At 69.7% G+C, this 19,407-nt stretch carries 21 protein-coding genes; 15 read left to right on the plus strand and 6 right to left on the minus strand.

Annotated elements, in window-relative coordinates; translation table 11 throughout:
• Positions 1-35 precede the first annotated feature (35 nt).
• The 4 genes from OG223_RS34635 to OG223_RS34650 all read left to right on the plus strand — a co-directional run bounded on the left by OG223_RS34635 (position 36) and on the right by OG223_RS34650 (position 3,515).
• The gene (locus OG223_RS34635) at positions 36-353 is read left to right on the plus strand and encodes a hypothetical protein (protein WP_329257093.1); all 318 of its coding nucleotides are present in this window, start codon (positions 36-38) and stop codon (positions 351-353) included.
• A gap of 65 nt (positions 354-418) precedes the next feature.
• Complete coding sequence (locus OG223_RS34640) at positions 419-658, plus strand: hypothetical protein (RefSeq protein ID WP_329257097.1); 240 nt, start codon at positions 419-421, stop codon at positions 656-658.
• 58 nt (positions 659-716) lie between these two features.
• The gene (locus OG223_RS34645) at positions 717-2,849 is read left to right on the plus strand and encodes an FtsK/SpoIIIE domain-containing protein (protein ID WP_329257100.1); all 2,133 of its coding nucleotides are present in this window, start codon (positions 717-719) and stop codon (positions 2,847-2,849) included.
• 204 nt (positions 2,850-3,053) lie between these two features.
• Entirely contained in the window at positions 3,054-3,515 is a 462-nt protein-coding gene (locus OG223_RS34650; RefSeq protein ID WP_329265632.1) for a hypothetical protein, read from the plus strand.
• Between the two features lies 1 nt (position 3,516).
• On the opposite strand, the gene OG223_RS34655 is transcribed toward OG223_RS34650, so the two are convergent.
• On the minus strand, positions 3,517-3,978 hold the full coding sequence (locus OG223_RS34655) for a hypothetical protein (RefSeq protein ID WP_329257102.1): 462 nt from the start codon (positions 3,976-3,978) through the stop codon (positions 3,517-3,519).
• Positions 3,979-4,187: 209 nt separating this feature from the next.
• Between OG223_RS34655 and OG223_RS34660 the strand changes: the two genes are divergently transcribed.
• The 4 genes from OG223_RS34660 to OG223_RS34675 all read left to right on the plus strand — a co-directional run bounded on the left by OG223_RS34660 (position 4,188) and on the right by OG223_RS34675 (position 8,553).
• Positions 4,188-5,051, plus strand: a complete 864-nt coding sequence (locus tag OG223_RS34660) for a bifunctional DNA primase/polymerase (protein ID WP_329257106.1) — start codon at positions 4,188-4,190, stop codon at positions 5,049-5,051.
• 2 nt (positions 5,052-5,053) lie between these two features.
• Positions 5,054-6,526, plus strand: coding sequence for an ATP-binding protein (locus OG223_RS34665; RefSeq protein ID WP_329257108.1), 1,473 nt, complete (start codon positions 5,054-5,056; stop codon positions 6,524-6,526).
• Between the two features lie 465 nt (positions 6,527-6,991).
• Positions 6,992-7,234 carry a helix-turn-helix transcriptional regulator gene (locus OG223_RS34670; RefSeq protein ID WP_317773352.1) on the plus strand — a complete coding sequence of 81 codons (243 nt, stop codon included), beginning with the start codon at positions 6,992-6,994 and terminating at the stop codon, positions 7,232-7,234.
• 83 nt (positions 7,235-7,317) lie between these two features.
• Positions 7,318-8,553 carry a tyrosine-type recombinase/integrase gene (locus OG223_RS34675; RefSeq protein ID WP_329257111.1) on the plus strand — a complete coding sequence of 412 codons (1,236 nt, stop codon included), beginning with the start codon at positions 7,318-7,320 and terminating at the stop codon, positions 8,551-8,553.
• A 37-nt stretch (positions 8,554-8,590) separates the two neighbouring features.
• Here OG223_RS34675 and hisN read toward each other — a convergent pair whose 3' ends face one another.
• Positions 8,591-9,391 carry a histidinol-phosphatase gene (hisN, locus tag OG223_RS34680; RefSeq protein WP_329257114.1) on the minus strand — a complete coding sequence of 267 codons (801 nt, stop codon included), beginning with the start codon at positions 9,389-9,391 and terminating at the stop codon, positions 8,591-8,593.
• 217 nt (positions 9,392-9,608) lie between these two features.
• On the opposite strand from hisN, the gene OG223_RS34685 reads away from it, so the two are divergent.
• Positions 9,609-10,226 (plus strand): TetR/AcrR family transcriptional regulator, encoded by a 618-nt coding sequence (locus tag OG223_RS34685; RefSeq protein ID WP_329257117.1) that lies wholly within the window; start codon positions 9,609-9,611, stop codon positions 10,224-10,226.
• A gap of 4 nt (positions 10,227-10,230) precedes the next feature.
• On the opposite strand, the gene OG223_RS34690 is transcribed toward OG223_RS34685, so the two are convergent.
• From OG223_RS34690 to OG223_RS34705, 4 genes are all read right to left on the minus strand, one after another.
• Complete coding sequence (locus OG223_RS34690) at positions 10,231-10,554, minus strand: DMT family transporter (RefSeq protein ID WP_019058315.1); 324 nt, start codon at positions 10,552-10,554, stop codon at positions 10,231-10,233.
• Between the two features lie 75 nt (positions 10,555-10,629).
• Entirely contained in the window at positions 10,630-11,640 is a 1,011-nt protein-coding gene (gene rsgA, locus OG223_RS34695) for a ribosome small subunit-dependent GTPase A (RefSeq protein WP_329257121.1), read from the minus strand.
• A 12-nt stretch (positions 11,641-11,652) separates the two neighbouring features.
• The gene (aroA, locus tag OG223_RS34700) at positions 11,653-12,981 is read right to left on the minus strand and encodes a 3-phosphoshikimate 1-carboxyvinyltransferase (RefSeq protein ID WP_329257124.1); all 1,329 of its coding nucleotides are present in this window, start codon (positions 12,979-12,981) and stop codon (positions 11,653-11,655) included.
• 124 nt (positions 12,982-13,105) lie between these two features.
• Complete coding sequence (locus tag OG223_RS34705) at positions 13,106-13,828, minus strand: M50 family metallopeptidase (protein ID WP_329257127.1); 723 nt, start codon at positions 13,826-13,828, stop codon at positions 13,106-13,108.
• A 105-nt stretch (positions 13,829-13,933) separates the two neighbouring features.
• On the opposite strand from OG223_RS34705, the gene OG223_RS34710 reads away from it, so the two are divergent.
• The 6 genes from OG223_RS34710 to OG223_RS34735 all read left to right on the plus strand — a co-directional run bounded on the left by OG223_RS34710 (position 13,934) and on the right by OG223_RS34735 (position 19,316).
• Complete coding sequence (locus OG223_RS34710; RefSeq protein ID WP_329257130.1) at positions 13,934-14,749, plus strand: SOS response-associated peptidase; 816 nt, start codon at positions 13,934-13,936, stop codon at positions 14,747-14,749.
• 1 nt (position 14,750) lies between these two features.
• The gene (locus OG223_RS34715; RefSeq protein WP_329257133.1) at positions 14,751-15,413 is read left to right on the plus strand and encodes an alpha/beta hydrolase family protein; all 663 of its coding nucleotides are present in this window, start codon (positions 14,751-14,753) and stop codon (positions 15,411-15,413) included.
• Between the two features lie 236 nt (positions 15,414-15,649).
• Complete coding sequence (gene sigR, locus OG223_RS34720) at positions 15,650-16,333, plus strand: RNA polymerase sigma factor SigR (protein ID WP_019058309.1); 684 nt, start codon at positions 15,650-15,652, stop codon at positions 16,331-16,333.
• The gene (gene rsrA / locus OG223_RS34725; RefSeq protein ID WP_200689034.1) at positions 16,330-16,632 is read left to right on the plus strand and encodes a mycothiol system anti-sigma-R factor; all 303 of its coding nucleotides are present in this window, start codon (positions 16,330-16,332) and stop codon (positions 16,630-16,632) included. The genes sigR and rsrA overlap by 4 nt, the downstream gene beginning before the upstream one ends.
• A gap of 114 nt (positions 16,633-16,746) precedes the next feature.
• The gene (locus tag OG223_RS34730) at positions 16,747-18,054 is read left to right on the plus strand and encodes an HD-GYP domain-containing protein (protein WP_329257137.1); all 1,308 of its coding nucleotides are present in this window, start codon (positions 16,747-16,749) and stop codon (positions 18,052-18,054) included.
• Positions 18,051-19,316: an HD-GYP domain-containing protein gene (locus OG223_RS34735; protein ID WP_329257140.1), complete on the plus strand. Its 1,266-nt coding sequence runs from the start codon at positions 18,051-18,053 to the stop codon at positions 19,314-19,316. The genes OG223_RS34730 and OG223_RS34735 overlap by 4 nt, the downstream gene beginning before the upstream one ends.
• The last annotated feature ends 91 nt before the right edge of the window (positions 19,317-19,407 follow it).

The following is a 19,407-nucleotide window of genomic DNA, read 5'->3' on the forward strand; positions in this document are numbered from 1 at the left end:
GCCTCGGCAAGCGCTTCGGCGAAGGGGAGTTGAGCATGTCGAAGTCCGAGATCCGCCGTCTGGACCGTGAGATCGAGAAGACCGCCGCGAAGCTGGAAGCGGTGAAGCGGGGCGAGTGGTGGCCGTTGAACGGCTCCGAGCGCCGTGCCATGGCCCGCGCCATCGCGGGCGGCTCCTACCAGGTTGTACGCGGCAGGAACCCCGGCCGTGCCGAGCGGCAGATGGACACCACCGGCTCCGCCGCCGAAGGTCGGCTGACCGCCGAACTGACCGCCCTGCACAACGAGAAGCAGCGCCTGATCACGGAAGCCGCCCGCGCCAAGGCCGCGAAGAAAGCGTCGGGGTGGTGGTGAGCGTGGGCCGCCGTTGTCCCGCCGCCCACCCGGAGGACCCGACCCCCTGCGACGGTCCCCCGGCCGTGACCGTTCTCGACGCCACCGATGCCGGTGCCGATGGCTGCGAACACCACGGCGCCCGGCTGCTGGCCTCCCTGGACCGGAGTCGCGTCTACGCCCTTCCGGAGGCTCCGGCCGGCGCCGCCATCCGCGTGTTCAAGGCCGCCGACACGATCCGCCCCTTCTGCTGGTACGAGGACGCGCCGCGTACGGAGTCGTCCCAGCTCAGCCATGCCGAGAACCGCGCCCGGCACCAGCGCTGACCCTCTCACCTTTCCTCGAACTCCCGCCCCACACAGGGCAGTCAGGAGTACCCCCAGCATGTCCGAGAACGTCGTACGCCTCGTCAAAACCCCGTCGACCGGCCCCGAGCCGGAGGCGACGCCCATGGTGCTGACCGTGGTCCCCGACGCCCCGCCCGCGCCTCTGGTGCCGTTGTGGGTGCGCTCCGGGCGGGCCTTGAAGACTGCTGTCACCCACGAGAACACCAAGTCCGCTGCCCGTGCGGTGGCCCGGCACAGTCTCTACGCGTTCAACGGGGGCCGGATCGTGGCCCGCCGCACCTGGGACGGCAAGACCGGCGCCCGCTACGAGCGCATGATCCGTACGGCGGAAGCCGCGGGGAACCTGGAAGCGGCGGAGGAGTGGGAGGAGCGGTTGCAGCGCTTCCGTGCCGCCCGCCACCACCGCCGCATGGACCTCTTGCACTCGCCCGTGGAGGCCGCCAAGGGCATCGGGGTCGGCGTCGGTATGGGCGTCGGGGTGCTGGTCGCGCTCGGGGTCGTGATGGCCATCAACACCAAGAACGTCGGCGACGTCATCACCCCGCTCGCCGCGACGATCGACTTCATCGCCACCCTGATCCGGATCGTGCAAATCATCTGGCCCACCGCCGTCATCCTCGGTCCGCTGTTCGCCCTGCTCGCCCTGTGGGCGGTCGGCAGCAAGCAGCAAGCCGCACCGACCTGGACCCTGCCCGCCAACGTCCGCAACGGCGAGGGCGAGCCGATTACCCCGTCCATCGTCGTCAAGGCCCTGCGCGACCTGGGAGTGCCCGCGCTGCGCAACGCCATCAAGGAGATGGGCGACGCCGGCGCGAGCATGTTGGGTCCAATCCGGATCGCCGGATGCGGCGTGGAAGTCGACGTCACCCTCCCCTCAGGGGTCTCGACGAACGAGATCCAGCAGCGCCGCCGCAAGCTGGCGGAGAACCTGTCCAGGCACGAGCACGAGGTGTTCATCACCATCCCCGAAGCCGCCCGCACCGTCCGCCTATGGGTCGCCGACTCGGGGGCGTTGGATGAGCCGATCGGCCCGTCTCCGCTGGTCACCGACGAGACGATGACCGCCGACTACACAAAGGGCAAAGCCCCCTGGGGGCAGGACCTGCGCGGCGACGCCGCAGCCCTGTCCGTGTATCAGCGCCACCTGCTGATTACCGGGTTGTCGAACCAGGGCAAGACCGTCGCCCTGCGCTCCCTCGCCCTGTGGCTGGCGCTCGACAAGTCGGTGCAGTTCCTCATGGGTGACCTCAAGGGCATCGGCGACTGGAAGATGTTCGACGGCGTGGCCACCACCCTGATCCAGGGGCCGACCGACGAGCACGTCATCCAGGTCACCGAGATGGTCGAAGGCGCCGTAGACGAGATGAACCGCCGGCTGATGTCCCCGCCCGGCACCGTGTTCCCCGCCCTGATCGTCCTGGTCGACGAGGCGCAGGTGGCATTCATGTGCCCGCTCAAGGACGAGGACGGCCGCTTCTACGGCGGATCGAAGGCCACGTCGCGGTACTTCATGGCCGTCCGCAAGATCCACAACCAGGGCCGTGCCGTGAACGTGCTGATGTGGCAGGGCACCCAGGACCCCACCGACCAGAACCTCCCCAAGCTCGTCCGCGAAGGCGCCCACACCCGGGCCTCGCTCGCGCTGGGCACGGAGTCGCAGGCGCGGATGGCGCTGGGGGACAAGGCCGTCGACGGCGGCGCCGCCCCCAACCTGCTGCGCCCCGGTCTGGATCAGGGAACCCTCGTGGTCGCGTCCTCCGGGATCGACATCCCGAAGGGGCAGTCGTCGATCACGGTGCGCACGCACTACGTCGACGACGACGCGGCCGAAGCCATCATCGAGCGCGCCAAGGCCCTGCGCGACGGCGTCACCACGCTGACCGTCATCGAGCGGGGCGAGTACCGCGACCCGCTCGCCGACATCGCGTCCGTGGTCGGTGACGCCTCCCGGGTCCTGACCCAGGACGTGCTCAAGCGGCTCGCCGCGCTGAACGCGGACGCCTACGGGAAGTGGTCGTTCCTCGACCTCAAGCGCGTCCTGGACGGCACCGGAGCCGAGCCGTACAAGTCGGATGGCCGCATGGTCATCGGCCGTGACCGCCTCGCCCGCGCTCTCGCCAACCGCGACGACGATACCAACGGCGAGGGTTCCGCTTCCACTGCCGGATGACAGGGATCCGCACCCGGGAGGGTCAGGGAGGCAGGGAGAAGTCCCTGAACCCCTCCCTGACCCGCCTCCCTGCCCCTGACCTGCACGGGTGATCGTTCAGGGAGGCAGGGAGGACCCGCAGGCCAGACCCCGAAAACCCCCTCTACACGCCCCCAGCAAGGGGGTGTCTCTGCCTCCCTGACCCTTGCTCAGATGGGATTCCGCATGTACCCCGAACCCGCCCGCCACACGCCTGCCGAACGGGCCGTGACCGTTCACCAGCCCACCCCGCTACCGGCCGCCGCCATGGCGCCGGCACTGGTTGTTCCGGTCCAGCCGCACACCATCCCGTCCGTGGCGAGCATCGTCCTGCCGGACGGACGGGTCGTCACCGGCTACGCCATCAACCCCGCACAGCCCGAACCCGTCATGGCCAAGTCGGCTGTCTCCCGCGCGGCGGTGAACATCGCGCTTGGGGGCATCGGATTCCTCGCCGTGTGCGGCGGACTGCTCATGCTGACCGCTTTCATCACCGCGCTGACCGCGCTAATCACTCAGCTCATCACGCTCGTGGCTGTGATCTTCGGCGGGTGGATCGCCGTGCAGGTCTTCAGCACACGCAGCTACCAGGGCGGGACCACGGTCAACATCCGCAAAGCGATCTTCAAGCGCAACAAGTTCGGGTGAGCTACACGCTCAGTTCTGGATGCTCGGCCCAGTATTTGTTCAGTGCAGCCCACCACATCGGGTGCTCTCCGACCATGTAGACCAGCGCCGGAGAGGTGCGCCGGAGAGACAGAGCGAAGTCCCGCCATCCCACGTAGAACTTGATGTCGGGATTGGTTTCAGCGATCACGAGGCCGTAGTCCACCACGTCGGCGAACATGCCCGCGATGGTGAGCACACGAGCCCGCTGATTCTCTTCGTTGGGAAGCGGAGCACTGCCGTAGAAGTGACCGTACAACCATGGTTCTGCGGCAATGAGGCTCTCGATGTGGTGGAGCCGTTCCATCCCGTTGTACATGGCGGACACGCCTGCCATGACGTTGTTGATCGACGTCTGTCGCGTCAGTTCCCGCGTCTGCCAGCTCGACACGAGCAATGACACGACGACACCGATAGACGCGATTACCCCAAAGATATCGCCCACCGGACCCCCCGAAAAAGTACCGGTGCTCTACCCCTGCGAATGATCCATTAACGGTGTGCCTCTGAAGCGCAGCTCAGCGCAGGAGGCCCCGGTACTGCTCCGACCATCCCGACACCCAGCTACGCCAAGGGCGACCCCCCTCTCACGCCAATGAATGCGGGGTCGCCCTTGCCAACGTGTCCTCAACAGACCTGTTGGAGGTCTCCAGCATGACCCAACTCACCGACGTTCGGCGAGTAGCCCCGCTGCATAGCGCGCTGACGCTCGCCGCGAACGAGGTCCCCTCGCTGCCGCTGCGGGCGGGGAAGGTGCCGTTCGGCAATTGTCATACCTGCGCGAAGAATGCGTGCGGTGGCCGGCCGAACATGAAGACTGCGGGCCCCTGCACGTGCCCGGGCGTCTGCCACGCGTGGGCCGCCGCCACCACCGACCCGCACGTCCTCAACTCCTCCCAGTGGGAGGCGGCATGGCGGCAGGCGGCGGCGGTCGGCTACCACCCCGGGGGCGCCGGGTTGACCGTGGTCGACCTCGACAACGCGGCAGCCATCACGTGGGCCCTGCGGACCTTGCCCGCCACGCGGATCGTGCCGACGACCCGCGGACAGCACTGGCTCTACCGGGGCGTCATGCAGTCCGCCAACGCGGTCCGTCCCGGCGTAGACATCAAGTCGCTGATGTCCTACGCCCGTTGGCTCGGGCCCGGCACCGGACACATGACCGCGCTGCCGAACGTCGTACGCGCGCTGACCGTGAAAGAACCCACCCCTGCCCGGCCCACACCGCAGGCCATCGCCGTGCCCACACGGGGCGGGGACGGTGTGTGCCGTCACCGCACGTCCGCTTTCCTGGACCGTGGCATCGCCATGGCGGAGCAGCGCATCACTCAAGCCCGCGAGGCGGTACACGCCACCGTCTACCGGACATTCCTCGCCGTGCTCTCCACACACGGCCGGTGCGGCTGCCTCACCGACACGCACGTGGCGCGGCTGTTCACCGCCGCGCAGGCCATGGGCGAATCACCCCGCCACTGCACGGACGCGTGGACGAACGCCCGCACCACATTGGGACTGTGACCATGGCTGACGACGAGAAGAACCCCGCCCGCCAGATCATCACCGACTACGCGCAGGCCCACTTCCGCTACTTCCGTACGCCGGACGGGACCGTGTACGCGCAGAAGAACAACCACCCTGTGGCCCGCCCGATCCGCTCCCAGGGCACCACGGGCAGCCACCGTCAGGAACTCATGGTCGGCCTGTTCAAGGATGGGATCGGCGTGTTCAACGGCTCAGCCCTCAAGGAAGCGTTGGACCTGATCGAAGCGCTCGCGCTGATCGAGGACGTGCAGCCCGTGCACATCCGCGTCGCCCCCGGATTTGACGGGGCAACCTGGCTGGACCTGGGCCGCGATGACGGGCAGTCCGTGCGCATCCACCCCACCGGCTGGGACATCCTCACCCCCGACTCACGTGAGGTGTGCTGGCGGCGCACCCAGCTCACCGGCGAACTGCCCATGCCGACCAAGGACACGAACGGCAAGGGCATCGACCTCCTGATGCGGCTGTGCAACTTCGCCACCGCAGAGACCGAATGCCTGGCCATCGCGTGGCTGATCGGCTGCCTCGGACCGTCCGTGCCCGTTCCCGCGCCGTTCCTCACAGGGCCGCAGGGCGCGGGGAAGTCCACTGGTGGGCGGATGCTGGTGCGGATCATCGAGGGCATGAGCGGTGACCTGCGCCGGGCGCCCAAGGACGAGGAGAACCTGATCGCGGCGGTCGCGGCCGGCTGGGTCACCGCCCTGGACAACCTCTCCCACATGACGCCGGACTTGTCCGACGCCATGTGCTGCATCGTGACCGGGGCCGAGAGCGTCAAGCGTGCCCTGTTCACCGACGGGGACGTCTTCCGCGTCGGCTACCGCCGGCCGCTGCTGCTGACTGGTATCGACGTCGGTGTCATCCGGCCCGACCTCGCCGAACGTCTCCTGCCCCTGCGCCTGGAACGCCCCCGCATCCGGCGCACCGAAGCCGAACTGTGGACGGACTACGCGGAGGCTCTCCCCATCGTCCTCGGCTCGCTCCTGGACCTCACGGTCAAGGTTCGCGCGGTGGACGCGGAGACCCCCACCGACCTGCGGATGGCGGACTTCGCCCAACTGTGCGCGCAGTTCGACGCGGCGACCGGCCTGGGGGCGCTGCCCGCGTACCGGGCCAGCCTGGACGACCTGAACGACGACGTGATTGAGGGCGACCTCCTCGCGCAGACCGTCCTCAAGTACGCCGAGACCATCGAGCCGGGCACGGCGCAGCGGATGACGTCCACGGAATGGCTGTCCTGCCTCAGCCGCCTCTACAGCGGCGACGACGGCCGTCCCCTGCCCAAGGGATGGCCGACCACGGGCAAAGTCCTCTCCGACCGCCTCAAGCGCCTCCAACCCACCCTGGCCGCCCGGGGTGTCCTCATCGACTCGGGGCGCACCAGCACGGGCCGATACCTCGAAATGACCCGCCCCACCGCCCCGTCCCCACATGAGCAGCGGATGCTCTGACGCGCACGCTCACCCGGACAAGCAAGAAGAGCACCACATCGCGAGGCGTGCTCCTCTTGCTGTTCGGCGGAACGCCGCCCCAAGGACGCGCCGCGCAGCGGCTCCTTCTTCACGTGCTGAGCAGCACCGCACTACGACAGACCCCCCTCCTTGTCCTAAGAGGGAAGACGCTGCGTCATCTGCGTCATGCACGCCGGAAAATGGCACCTGACCTGCGACTACGGCCATGACGCAGACGGCCTTGCCTGCGTCATCCTGCGTCATCTGCGTCATGGGCTACGTCACGGATGACGCAGCCCATGACGCACCAATGACGCACCTCGACACCGCCGCGTCACCCAAAGTCGCAGGTCAGGCGCCTGAATGACGCTGCTGACGCAATGACGCAGAAATCCACACCTCGGACAGACGTGAACTCCCGCCTCCCCCAAGCCAGTACGACGTGACTCAACTTCCGAGGACCAAATGAGCCGAACGTCCGCTCAACCCGACCTCCGCGCCACGCTCCGGGGCGGCCTCCCGGACCGGTACCTCACCCCCGACGACATCGCCGAGATGTTCGAGGTGCCCAAAGAGACCGTCTACCAGTGGCGCAAGAAGAACACCGGCCCGCCCAGCTTCCGCATCGGCAAGTACGTGCGCTACGACCCCGCCGACGTTCGCGCCTACGTCACCCAACGCAAGACCGACGACCGCACCGCCGCCTGACATAGCCCCAATCGCACAGCTCAACACCCCAGGGAGGGCCCCCGTGGCCCTCCCTTCCCATGTCCAGAAGGGACCGCCACCACATGGCCGGCCACATCCAAGACCGCTGGTACAAGACCGAAACCGATGCCCACGGTAAGACCGTCCGACTCAAGTCCGACCGTCATGGAACCGGCCTGCGCTACCGCGCCCGCTACGTCGGCCCCGACGGCGCCGAGAAGTCCAAGAGCTTCCCCGACGGACAGAAGCGCGTCGCCGAGAAGTGGCTGTCTCAGATCGAGGCGGACATGACCCGCGGTCAGTACATCGACCCGCGCGCCGGGCGCCTGACGGTCCGGCAGCACGCGGAACGGTGGCTGGCGTCGCTGACCATCGACCCCGGCACCTTCGTGAGCACAGAGCAGCGCGTGCGCCTGCACGTAGTGCCGCACTTGGGCAGTCGGTCGCTGGACTCGCTGAAGCCGATTCACGTTCGTGAGTGGCTGCGGAAGCTTCAGGATGGCGGGGTGGCGCCCGCCTATCAGCGGGTCATCTTCGCCAACCTCAATGCGATGTTGGGGGCAGCCGTTGACGACCGCTTGATCTCGCACAACCCTTGCCGTTCGTCGTCGGTGAAGGCGCCCAAGCTGGAACCCCGCCGGATCGTGCCGTGGAGGCCTGAGCGCGTGCTGGCCATGCGTTCGGCACTGCCGGAGCGGTACCGGGGGATGGTGGACCTGGCCGGCGGATGCGGCATGCGGCAGGGCGAAGTGCTCGGTCTGGCCGCTGACGACGTGGACTTCGCAGAAGATGTCGTGCACGTCGTGCGACAGGTCAAGCTCATCGCCGGGAAGCAGGTGTTCGCCCTGCCCAAGGGCGGCAAGACGCGCACCGTCCCGCTGCCTGAGAGCGTCGCGCGGTCGCTTGAGGACCACATCGCGAAGCATCCGCCCACAGCCGTATCGCTGCCGTGGCGGTCAGTCGACGGCCCGCCGGTGACCGCCGCCCTGCTCTTCACCAACGTTGGAGGGCACGCGGTCAACCGCGGCGTCTTCAACCGTCTGGCGTGGCGCCCCGCCCTCGACACCGTGGGCGTCCCGCGCGGCAGGGAGAACGGCATGCACGCCCTGAGGCACTTCTACGCGTCCGTTCTGCTGGACGCCGGCGAGAACATCAAGGCTCTGTCCGAGTACCTGGGACACCACGACCCGGGCTTCACGCTGCGGACGTACACGCACCTGATGCCGAGCAGCGAGAAGCGCACACGGGAAGCGGTGAACGGCGTGTTCGAGGACGGCCCGAAGGTGGATGACGGCCCCACCACGGCCCAGGGGTCGTAAGGGAGGGGGAAACGACCAGGTCAAGCCACAAGTCAGGTCAGTAGCGCATGTTGAGATAGCCCAGGAACTCGTCGTGCAGGATGCCGTTCGACGCCGCCGCGTTTCCGCTGTGCGGGCCCGGGCGGCCGTCGAGGCCCGTGAAGGTGCCGCCGGCCTCGGTGACGATGATCGCGGTCGCCGCCATGTCCCACAGGTTGAGTTCGGGTTCGGCGCAGATGTCGACCGAACCCTCGGCGACCATCATGTAGGGCCAGAAGTCGCCGTACGCGCGCGTGCGCCACACCTCGCGGGTCAGGTCGAGGAAGCCGCCGAGGCGGCCCTGGTCCTCCCAGCCGGTGAGCGAGGAGTACGCGAAGGAGGCGTCCGTCAGCTTCGAGACCTGGGAGACGCGCAGCCGGGACGCGGAGGACAGGCTGCGGCCGGTGTAGGCGCCGTGGCCCTTCGCGGCCCACCAGCGGCGGCCGAGCGCGGGTGCGGAGACCAGGCCGACGACGGGCTGGAAGCCGCCCTCCGCCGCCTCCATCAGGGAGATCAGCGTGGCCCAGACCGGGACGCCGCGTACGTAGTTCTTCGTGCCGTCGATCGGGTCGATCACCCAGCGGCGCGGGCCGGTGCCCTCGCTGCCGTATTCCTCGCCGATGACCGCGTCGCGCGGGCGTGCGCGCTGCAGATGACCGCGGATGACTTCCTCGGCCGCCTTGTCCGCCTCGGTCACCGGAGTCATGTCCGGCTTGGTCTCGACCTTGAGATCGAGCGCCTTGAACCGCGCGGTCGTCGCGGCGTCGGCGGCGTCCGCGAGGACGTGGGCGAGGCGCAGGTCATCGTGATAGTCGGCCATGCGTGCACCGTATCTTCAGGGGTTGCGCCGGGGCTACAGGGTCCGGTGGGCGAAACGGGAGGTGGGGGACCGTCGTGCCCTGCCCCGGAGCGGCACTCTCCCGGTCAACTCCCGCGCGCGGCGGCCGAAGTGCGCCCCCCGGCACCGCCGCGAACCCTTGACAGTGCTCCCGCGCGCGTCAAATCTGGGCGCAGAGCCGCTCGCCCCAGGGAGGCGAATGATGCCTGCAGCGCGGGAATCCCTGCTGGACGCCGCCTATACGGCGCTGGCGCGCCGGTCGTGGTCCACCGTACGGATGGTGGACGTGGCCGCCGCCGCCGGAGTGTCCCGGCAGACGCTGTACAACGAGTTCGGGAGCAAGGAGGGGCTCGCGCGGGCGCTGGTCAGAAGGGAGGCCGACGGGTATCTCGTCGGCGTCGAGCGGGCGCTCGGAAGTCACAGCGACGCCCGCGAGCGGCTGACCGCGACCGCCGAGTGGACCGCGTCGGCGGCCCGCGAGAACGCGCTGGTACGGGCGATGCTCACCGGCTGCTGGAGCGAACGGCTGCCCGCGCCGACCCTCTCCGCGGTGCCGTCCTCCTCCGCCGTACCGGCACAGCGCCGGGCCGACGGGCCGCTGCCCTCACCCGGTGACTTCGTGGCCGTCGTCCGCGACCGTGCCGTGGCCGCGCTCGTCGGACCCGGGGCCGTGCGGCCGGACACCGCCGACCTGGCCCGCTCCTGCGAACTCGTCGTACGGCTGGCGCTGTCCTGTGTGGCGGCGCCACCGGGCGAGGGCGGCGTGGGTGAACTCGTACGGAGTGCGCTGACGCCGGCCCATCGGGCGCTGACCTAGGAAGTCAGTGCGCGGAACCGGACAGTTGCAGTCCGATCACCCCGACGATGACGAGGCTGATCGACACGAGCTTCAGCGTCGACACCAGGTCGCCGAGGAAGACCATGCCGTAGATCGCGGTGCCGGCCGCGCCGATGCCGGTCCACACGGCGTACGCGGGACCCACGTCGAGCTTCTTCAGGGAGAGGGTGAGCAGGCCGAAACTGCCCAGCGCGAAGGAGCAGAAGGCGACCGTGGGCCACAGACGGGTGAAGCCGTGGGACAGCTTCAGGCACACGGCGAACCCGGTCTCCAGAATTCCGGCCACGACAACCAGCAGCCACGCCATGTGCTGTCCTCCCGTTTGTCCGGCTCGGTGCGATTATGCACTTACCGAACTTGAGTCCCCACAAACACGCGGTGGTCAGTCGCCGTCGGTTCGCTCACGCGTGGCCAACAACCGGCGCAGCGAGTACAGCCGCTGCGGATCGGCGTGACCGTCGGCCACCCACTGGTCCAGCGCGCAGTCCGGCTCGTCGTGGCTGCACGCGCGCGGGCAGTTCTCGGTGCCCGGCTCCAGGTCGGGGAACGCCTTGATCACCCGGGACGGGTCCACGTGGTGCAGGCCGAAGGAGCGGACGCCCGGGGTGTCGACGACCCAGCCCGAGTCGTCCGGCAGCGGGATCGCGCGCGCCGAGGTCGTGGTGTGCCGGCCGCGCCCGGTGACGGCGTTGACGATGCCGGTGCTGCGCCGCCGCTCCAGCGAGACCAGCGCGTTCACGAGGGTCGTCTTGCCGACACCGGAGTGCCCGACGAACGCGGTGATCTTGCCGTCCAGTTGCTTGCGGACCCGCTCCACCGCGCTGCCGTTCTCCAGCTCCTCGCGGCTCGTGACGACGTAGGGAACGCCCAACGCGCCGTACATCTCCAGGAGTTCGTCGGGTGACGCGAGGTCCGACTTGGTCAGCACGAGCAGCGGGTCGAGGCCGCCGTCGTAGGCCGCGACCAGGCAGCGGTCGATGAGGCGGGGGCGCGGCTCGGGGTCGGCGAGGGCGGTGACGATGGCGAGCTGGTCGGCGTTGGCGACGACCACGCGCTCGTACGGATCGTCGTCGTCGGCCGTGCGGCGCAGCACCGAGGTGCGCGGCTCGATGCGGATGATGCGGGCGAGGGTGTCCTTGTCGCCGGACAGGTCGCCGATGATGCCGACCCGGTCGCCGACCACCGCCGCCTTCCGGCCCAGTTCGCGGGCCTTGACCGCCATCACGACCCGGTCCTCGACGAGGCAGGTCAGCCGGCCCCGGTCGACGGTGAGGACCATGCCCTCGACCGCTTCCTCGTGCTTGGGGCGGATGTTGGTGCGCGGCCGGTTGCCCTTGCGGTTCGGGCGCTGGCGGATGTCGTCCTCGTCGGTGTTCTTGCCGTAGCGACGCATGGCGTGAGTCCCCTACGCCCCATCGCTCCCGAGCATCCCGGCCCACAGGTCGGGGAAGTCCGGAAGGGTCTTCGCGGTCGTCGCCACGTTCTCGATCTGCACGCCCTCGACCGCGAGGCCGATGATCGCGCCCGCGGTGGCCATGCGGTGGTCCTCGTAGGTGTGGAAGATCCCGCCGTGCAGGCGGCGCGGGCGGATGCGCAGACCGTCGGCGGTCTCGGTCACGTCACCGCCCAGCTCGTTGATCTCCTTGGTGAGCGCGGCCAGCCGGTCGGTCTCGTGCAGGCGCAGGTGGGAGACGCCCCGGAGGGTCGAGGGGGAGTCGGCGAGGGCGGCGACGGCCGCGATACCGGGGGTCAGTTCGCCGACCTCGCCCAGGTCCACGTCGATGCCGTGGATCGCACCCGAACCGGTGAACTCCAGCCCGTACTCGGTGAGTTCGCAGGAACCACCCATCTCGGTGAAGATCTCCCGCAGCCGGTCGCCGGGCTGGGTGGTCCGCGCCGGCCAGTCCGGTACGACCACCTTGCCGCCGGTCACGAGCGCCGCCGCGAGGAAGGGCTGGGCGTTCGACAGATCCGGCTCGACGGTCAGGTCGCGGCCGAGCAGCGCGCCCGGGGTCACCCGCCAGACGTTGGGCTCGCCGCCCGACTCCGGGGTGTCCACCTGGGCGCCGACCGCGCGCAGCATGTCCACGGTCATGCGGATGTGCGGCATGGAGGGGAGGGAGGAGCCGGTGTGGCGGACCTCGACGCCCATGTTGAAGCGCGGGCCCGAGAGCAGGAGGGCGCTCACGAACTGGGACGACGAGGACGCGTCGATCTCCACCGGGCCGCCGTCCAGCGCGCCCCCGCCGTGCACGGTCAGGGGCAGCGCGCCCCGGCCGTCGTCGTCGATCCGGGCGCCGAGGACGCGCAGGGCGTCGATCACTCCGTGCAGGGGGCGTTCGTACGACCTCGGGTCGCCGTCGAAGCGGATGGGGCCGTCGGCCAGGGCGGCGACGGGGGGCAGGAAGCGCATCACGGTGCCCGCGTTGCCGACGTCGATCGTGGCCGGGCCGTGCAGGCCGGACGGGATGACCCGCCAGAACTCTCCGGAGCCCTTCTCCGTGCCCACGCCCTCCTCGATGCCCACGCCCATCGCGCGCAGGGCGCCGGCCATCAGGAGGGTGTCCCGGGAGCGGAGGGGGCGGCGCAGCCAGCCCGGTTCGCTGGCGAGGGCGGCGAGGACGAGGGCGCGGTTGGTGACGGACTTGGACCCCGGGACGTGGACCGTCGCGTCGACGGCTCCGCGGGCGTGGGGGGCGGGCCAGAGGGCGGTTTGGTCGTTGTTCGGGGCCATGTGACCCACTGTATAAGTAGGCCGTCTTTCGGGTGCCGCGCCGTTGGGGCCGGTCGCGCCCGCGCGGCGGAGCCGCACATGGATACAGGCCCGCGCCCCTGGTGACTTGCCCCTTCGGGGCTTGTCAAAATTCCAACAACCACCTGCCGCCGCCTATCAGCGAGCACAGGGACACCAGGTGGAAGAGGAACAGCCACAACCCCGCCGGTACGTGCGTCAGGCGCGCGAGTTGGTCCGCGTCCGAGTCGCCCGCTCCGCCCCTCGACCTCTTCGCCTGGAGTTCGAAAGCGGGACGCACTCCACCCAGCAGCAGGAACCACACCACCGCGTACGCGAACGCCGCCTGGACCTGGGGGCCTGTCAGCCAGGAAACGAGCAGGAAGGCCGCGCCGCTGAGGACGACCGTGAGGGCGCCGTAGGCGTTGCGGATCATCACCAGCATGGCTATCAGGAGGAGGGTCGACAGCCACAGGAGGAGGGTGATGTGGCCGGCGCCCAGGAGGGCCGCGCCGCCCAGGCCCAGGAGCGGGGGAGCGGTGTAGCCGGCGGCTGCCGTGAGGATCATGCCGAGGCCGTGCGGCTTGCCGCGGCTGACCGTGAGGCCGCTGGTGTCGGAGTGCAGGCGGATGCCGGTGAGGGTGCGGCCGGTGAGGAGGGCCACCAGGCCGTGGCCGCCCTCGTGGGCGATGGTGATGGCGTTGCGGGAGAGGCGCCACAGACCGTGCGGGACGACCACGGCCAGCGCGGCGACCATGGTGGCGATCACCACCCACAGATCAGGGTCGGGCTGGCTGCCGAAGACCTCGTCCCAGAGGGCGGGTATCGAGGCGATTGCGGTGCTGTCCATTGGTGGCGGAGGCTCCCGTGGGTGTGGATCGACAGGGGCTGGCGCGTAGCGCCATCGTTGGGGGGTGGTGGTCGGGCGACGGGCGGGCCTGGCAGTCTGGCACGTATGTGCGGACGGTATGCAGCGAGTCGTGGGCCCGAGGATCTCGCAGGAGTCTTTGAGATCGAGAAGTGGGAGCCCGAGGAGGTTCTGGCCCCCGACTACAACGTGGCCCCGACCAAAGAGGTCTATGCAGTCCTCGACCGTCCACTTAAGGACGCGGACAGCCCGGAGCCGGTTCGACAGCTCCGGAAGCTGAAGTGGGGGCTGGTGCCGAGCTGGTCCAAGACTCCCGAGGGCGGTGCGCGGATGATCAACGCCCGCGCGGAGACCGTGCACGAGAAGCCGTCGTACCGTCGCGCCTTCTCGGCCCGGCGCTGCATCATCCCCGCCGACGGCTACTACGAGTGGGTCACCGCCAAGGACGAGCGGGAGCTGGAGGTCGAGGGCAAGAAGAAGCGGCAGCGCAAGCAGCCGTACTTCGTGCTCCCCGCCGACGGGTCGGTGTTCGCGATGGCCGGGCTGTACGAGTTCTGGCGGGACCGGACCCTGCCCGACGACCATCCGCTGGCCTGGTGGGTCACCTGCTCGGTGATCACGACCGAGGCGGAGACGACCCCGCTGGCGGTGCCCCCGGCCGAGGGGCCGCACGCGCTGGCCGACATCCACCCCCGGATGCCCCTGATGCTCACCCCGGACCGCTGGGACTCCTGGCTCGACCCCGCCCGCACCGACCCGGACGAGCTGCGCGAGCTGCTCGACCCGCCGCCGGCCGGGCTGTTGCGCGCGTATCCGGTGTCGACGGCTGTCAGCAACGTCCGCAACAACGGACCGGAGCTGCTGAAGGAACTGGAAGGTCCCGAAGAAGGCACACTTTTCTGACGTGACTTCTGACGTGACTCCTGATGTGACTTCCGATGCGAGCGAGATCGTCGAGACCGACGCGGGGGACGCCCGCGTCACCTGGCATCCGGCCAAGAAGGCGCGGCTCGTCCTCGCCGTCGGCCATGGCGCGGGCGGTGGCATCGAGGCGCGGGATCTCCAGGCCCTCGCCGCCGTACTCCCCGGGCACGGAGTGACCGTCGCGCTGGTCGAGCAGCCCTGGCGGGTCGCCGGGAAGAAGGTGGCGCCCGCGCCCAAGACGCTGGACATCGGCTGGCGGGGGATCTGGCCGGCCGTCGCGAAGCCCGGCCTGCCGGTGGTCTCCGGGGGCCGGAGCGCCGGAGCACGCGTGGCCTGTCGTACGGCGACGGAGCTGGGGGCCGCCGCCGTCCTCGCCCTGAGCTTCCCGCTGCATCCGCCCGGCAGGCCGGAGAAGTCGCGGGCCGACGAACTGCTCGGCGCCGGGGTGCCCACGCTCGTCGTACAGGGCGGGAACGACCCGTTCGGGACACCGGCGGAGTTCCCGGAGGGCGACTTCGAACTGGTCGAGGTGCCGTACGGCGACCATGGGTTCGCGGTGCCCAAGCGGGCGGAGATCACTCAGGACCAGGCCCTGGAGATCATCACGGGGCACGTGGTGGAGTGGACTCGAACACTTGGGTAAAGGGTGGGAATGCCGCGGCCCTTACCACTGTTGTGGCGGACATAGAGAGTCGTAGAAAGGAAGTCCGCCGCATGGGTTCGACCTTCTGCCCGGCCCGTAGCAGCCGCTCAGACCTGGACTGGTCGGTGCTGCACGCGACCAAGGCCACCCCTATTGGGGCGGCGGGCGGACCGGATCGTCGTCTATCCTCCGATTCTGGTGGCATCGGCTTCGGTGCTGCCCGGAATCTTGAGGAGGTGGGTCCGGTTCCCGGTACCGACGCAGGGACCGAACACGGCCAGGCGGAGCAGCCCGAGGGCCAGGGCACGAGCACGGAGTCCACGACGGAGCGCAGTGCGCGCTTCGAGCGGGACGCGCTCGAATTCCTCGACCAGATGTACTCGGCCGCGCTGCGCATGACCCGCAATCCGGCCGACGCCGAGGACCTGGTGCAGGAGACGTACGCGAAGGCGTACGCGTCCTTCCACCAGTTCCGCGAGGGCACCAACCTCAAGGCGTGGCTGTACCGGATTCTCACCAACACGTTCATCAACTCGTACCGCAAGAAGCAGCGTGAACCCCAGCGCTCCGCGGCCGAGGAGATCGAGGACTGGCAGCTCGCGCGTGCCGAGTCGCACATGTCGACCGGTCTGCGCTCCGCCGAGTCGCAGGCGCTCGACCACCTGCCCGACTCGGACGTGAAGGAAGCGCTCCAGGCGATCCCCGAGGAATTCCGCATCGCCGTCTATCTCGCGGACGTCGAGGGCTTTGCCTACAAGGAGATCGCGGACATCATGGGGACACCCATCGGTACGGTGATGTCCCGGCTGCACCGGGGCCGCCGTCAACTGCGCGGCATGCTCGAGGACTACGCGCGTGACCGCGGACTGGTCCCGGCCGGTGCCGGAGAGTCGAACGAAGCGAAAGGCTCGGGCTCATGAGCTGCGGAGAGCCGCACGAAACGGACTGCAGTGAGGTCCTCGACCATCTCTACGAGTTCCTCGACAGAGAGATGCCGGACGCGGACTGCACCAAGTTCGAGGTGCACTTCGAGGAGTGCTCGCCGTGCCTGGAGAAGTACGGCCTCGAGAAGGCCGTGAAGAAGCTCGTGAAGCGGTGCTGCGGGCAGGACGACGTGCCGACGGATCTGCGCTCCAAGGTGATGGGACGCCTGGAGATGATCCGGTCGGGGCAGGTCGTACCCGAGCATGATGTGGCGGCCTCTCCGCAGGAGTCCTGAACGGACTGTCGTCACTCGAACGTGCTAATCCGCGGGTGATACGCCCGCGCCGCTCCCCCGACCGCCCTAGGCTCCTCGGCCTGGACAGGCATGGTCGGGGGAAGGGCGTCAGCCATGGAGGCGACACCGGCACGGGCACGTGCGTACGTCGTCTGTGCCGTGCTGTGCGCCCTGTGGTGTCTGCTTCCGCTGCCGGCCGTCCACACACCCTGGTGGGCGGTCGCGCTGCTGGCAGCGCTCTACGCCGGCTGTGAGCAGGTCGCCCGGCGCCGGTTCGCCGGCACCTTCTACCCGGTGCTGCTCGCCGCGGCCTTCCTCCTCCCACCGCCCGCCGCCGCGCTCGTACCGCTGCCGGGGGCGCTGTTCTCCCGCGTCGAGCAGGGCTCGCCCTGGCTGCGGCGGAGCTGGCGGGCCGCGCAGCTCGCACTGGGCGTGTGGGCGGCGGGACGGGTGCACTGGGCGCTGGGCGGGCGGAACGCCGTCGTCGCGTCCGACTTCCCGTACGCGCTGGTGCCCGCGCTGGCCGCCGTCCTCGCCTTCTGTCTGGTCCTGACCGTCCTCGACGGCGGGATTCTCGCGCTGGCCGAGCGGATGCCCGTACGACGGGCCTGGCGAGGGCTGTTCCTACGGTCCCTGGCGCCGATCGGCGTGCACGGGCTCGCCGGGCTGATGATGGCCGTGCTCTGGCGCAGTCCCTACGGCCCGGTCGCCGCGCTGCTCGTGCTGTTGCCGATGGGGGTGTCCTGGTGGGTGTTCGCCCAGTACCACCGGGAACGCGCCGCCCATCAGGCCACCATCCGCGCGCTCGTCCAGGCCGTCGACATCAAGGACGGGTACACCCGCGGGCACAGTGAGCGGGTCGGGCAGGCGTCGATGATGATCGCGCGCGAGCTGGGCATGGACGACTCGCGGGTCGAGGTGCTCCGCTTCGCCGGGATCCTGCACGACGTCGGGAAGCTGGGCGTGCCCACGCGACTGCTCCGCAAGGACGGGCCGCTCACTCCCGAGGAGCGGCGGGTGATCGAACTGCATCCCGAGTACGGGCACGAGATGGTGCGGGGCATCGGTTTTCTGGGCGAGGCTCGTGCCGCTGTCCTGCATCACCATGAGCGGCTGGACGGGAGCGGGTATCCGTACGGGCTGTTGGGGAGTCAGATCCCGGAGTCCGCGCGGGTAGTTGCTGTCGCCGACGCCTTCGACGCGATGACGTCCACGAGGTCCTACCGGAGGGCTCGGCCGGTGTCTGTCGCGCTGGAGGAGCTGTCGCGCTGTGCCGGTACGCAGTTCGACCCGTTGATGGTTCGGGCGTTGGTGCGGGCGCTGGGGCGGTGTGGATGGCATCCGGCAGTGACCGCTGACGAGGTCCAGTCGTCCGTTGTTTTCCCACCCAGCCCGCCCGTTTCCAGTGGGGTGAAAGGTTGACGAAAAGATCGTTTAGACCCCGGCCCTCTCTCACCCTCACCCTCATCCACACCTCCGCCGCCCTCCTCGCCACCACCTCCCTCACCCTCACCCTCTGGACCGGCCTCGAAGAACGCGGAGTCGCCCTCGCCTTCGGACTCCTCGTCGCCGTAGGCGAGTTGAGCCGCTGGAACGGAACCGGCCCCGGGCTCCGCGAAACCGCCCCCCTCGGCGCCGCCGGCGCCCTCTCCTACGCGCTGCTCGGCACCGACGCCGGCCACCCCACCCACCACGGCGTCTTCCAGGTCGTCACCGTGGTCGTCGCCGCCGCGCTGGTCGGCTGTGTGCCGCACATCGCGCGCGGGCAGAGCGGGACGCCGGACCACATGGCGCGCCGCGTCCTGACCGTCGGCTTCGCCGCCATCTGCTTCCAACCCCTGTACAACCAGGGCGTGTTCAGCCACTGGGGCGGCCCCGCCTACGCCGTTCTCCTGCTCGCGCTGCTCTCCCTCACCGCGCTCTGCGACGCCGTGCTCGCCGCGGCGCTCGCGCGCTCCCGCACGGGCTGGCCGTTCGGGCCGCTGCTGCGGGACGAGCTGCGGGGCATGCTCGGGATCGGGTCGGCGGTGTGCGCGACCGGCGCGGTGATGGCGCTCGCGGTCGCCGTCGTGGGGCTGTGGGCGCTGCCCGTGTTCTCGCTGCCGCTGCTGCTGACCCAGCTCTCCTTCCGGCGGTACGCGGCCGTACGGGACACCTACCGGCAGACCATCGCCTCCCTCGCCCGCTCCACCGAGATCGCCGGGTACACCCCGGCCGGGCACGCCCGCCGGGTCGCCGCGCTGTGTCAGGCGGTCGGGCGGGACCTGGGGCTGTCCGAACCCGACCTCACCGTCCTGGAGTACGCCGCCCTGATGCACGACATCGGTCAGCTCAGCCTCGTCGACCCGGTACCGGCCGGTGCCACCGCAGTGCTCTCGGCGGAGGAGCAGCGGCGGATAGCGCTGCTCGGCGGGGCCGTCGTACGGCAGACCGGGGTGAGTCCTCAGGTGGCGGCCGTCGTGGAGCGGCAGGCCGACCCGTGCCGGGAGCAGCCCGTCTCCGCGCGGATCGTCCGGGCCGTGAACGCGTACGAGGAGAAAACCCGGGAAGGCGGCCCGGGCGGGCCTCTCCGGGCGCTGGAGGAGCTGCGCCTGGGGACCGCCGGGGACTACGCTCCCGAGGTCGTGGAAGCACTGGCCCGGGTACTGTCCCGGGACTGTCTGACCTTGCCTTCGGCTGGGTAACCCATGGGTAATGAGCGGCCTCCCAGCCGTACGTGGTTGGATGCGAAGAAGAGGGTGTCCGGGGGCATGGCCAGCCCACTGAACGGAACTG

The organism is Streptomyces sp. NBC_01478, assembly GCF_036227225.1.
Classification (GTDB): domain Bacteria; phylum Actinomycetota; class Actinomycetes; order Streptomycetales; family Streptomycetaceae; genus Streptomyces.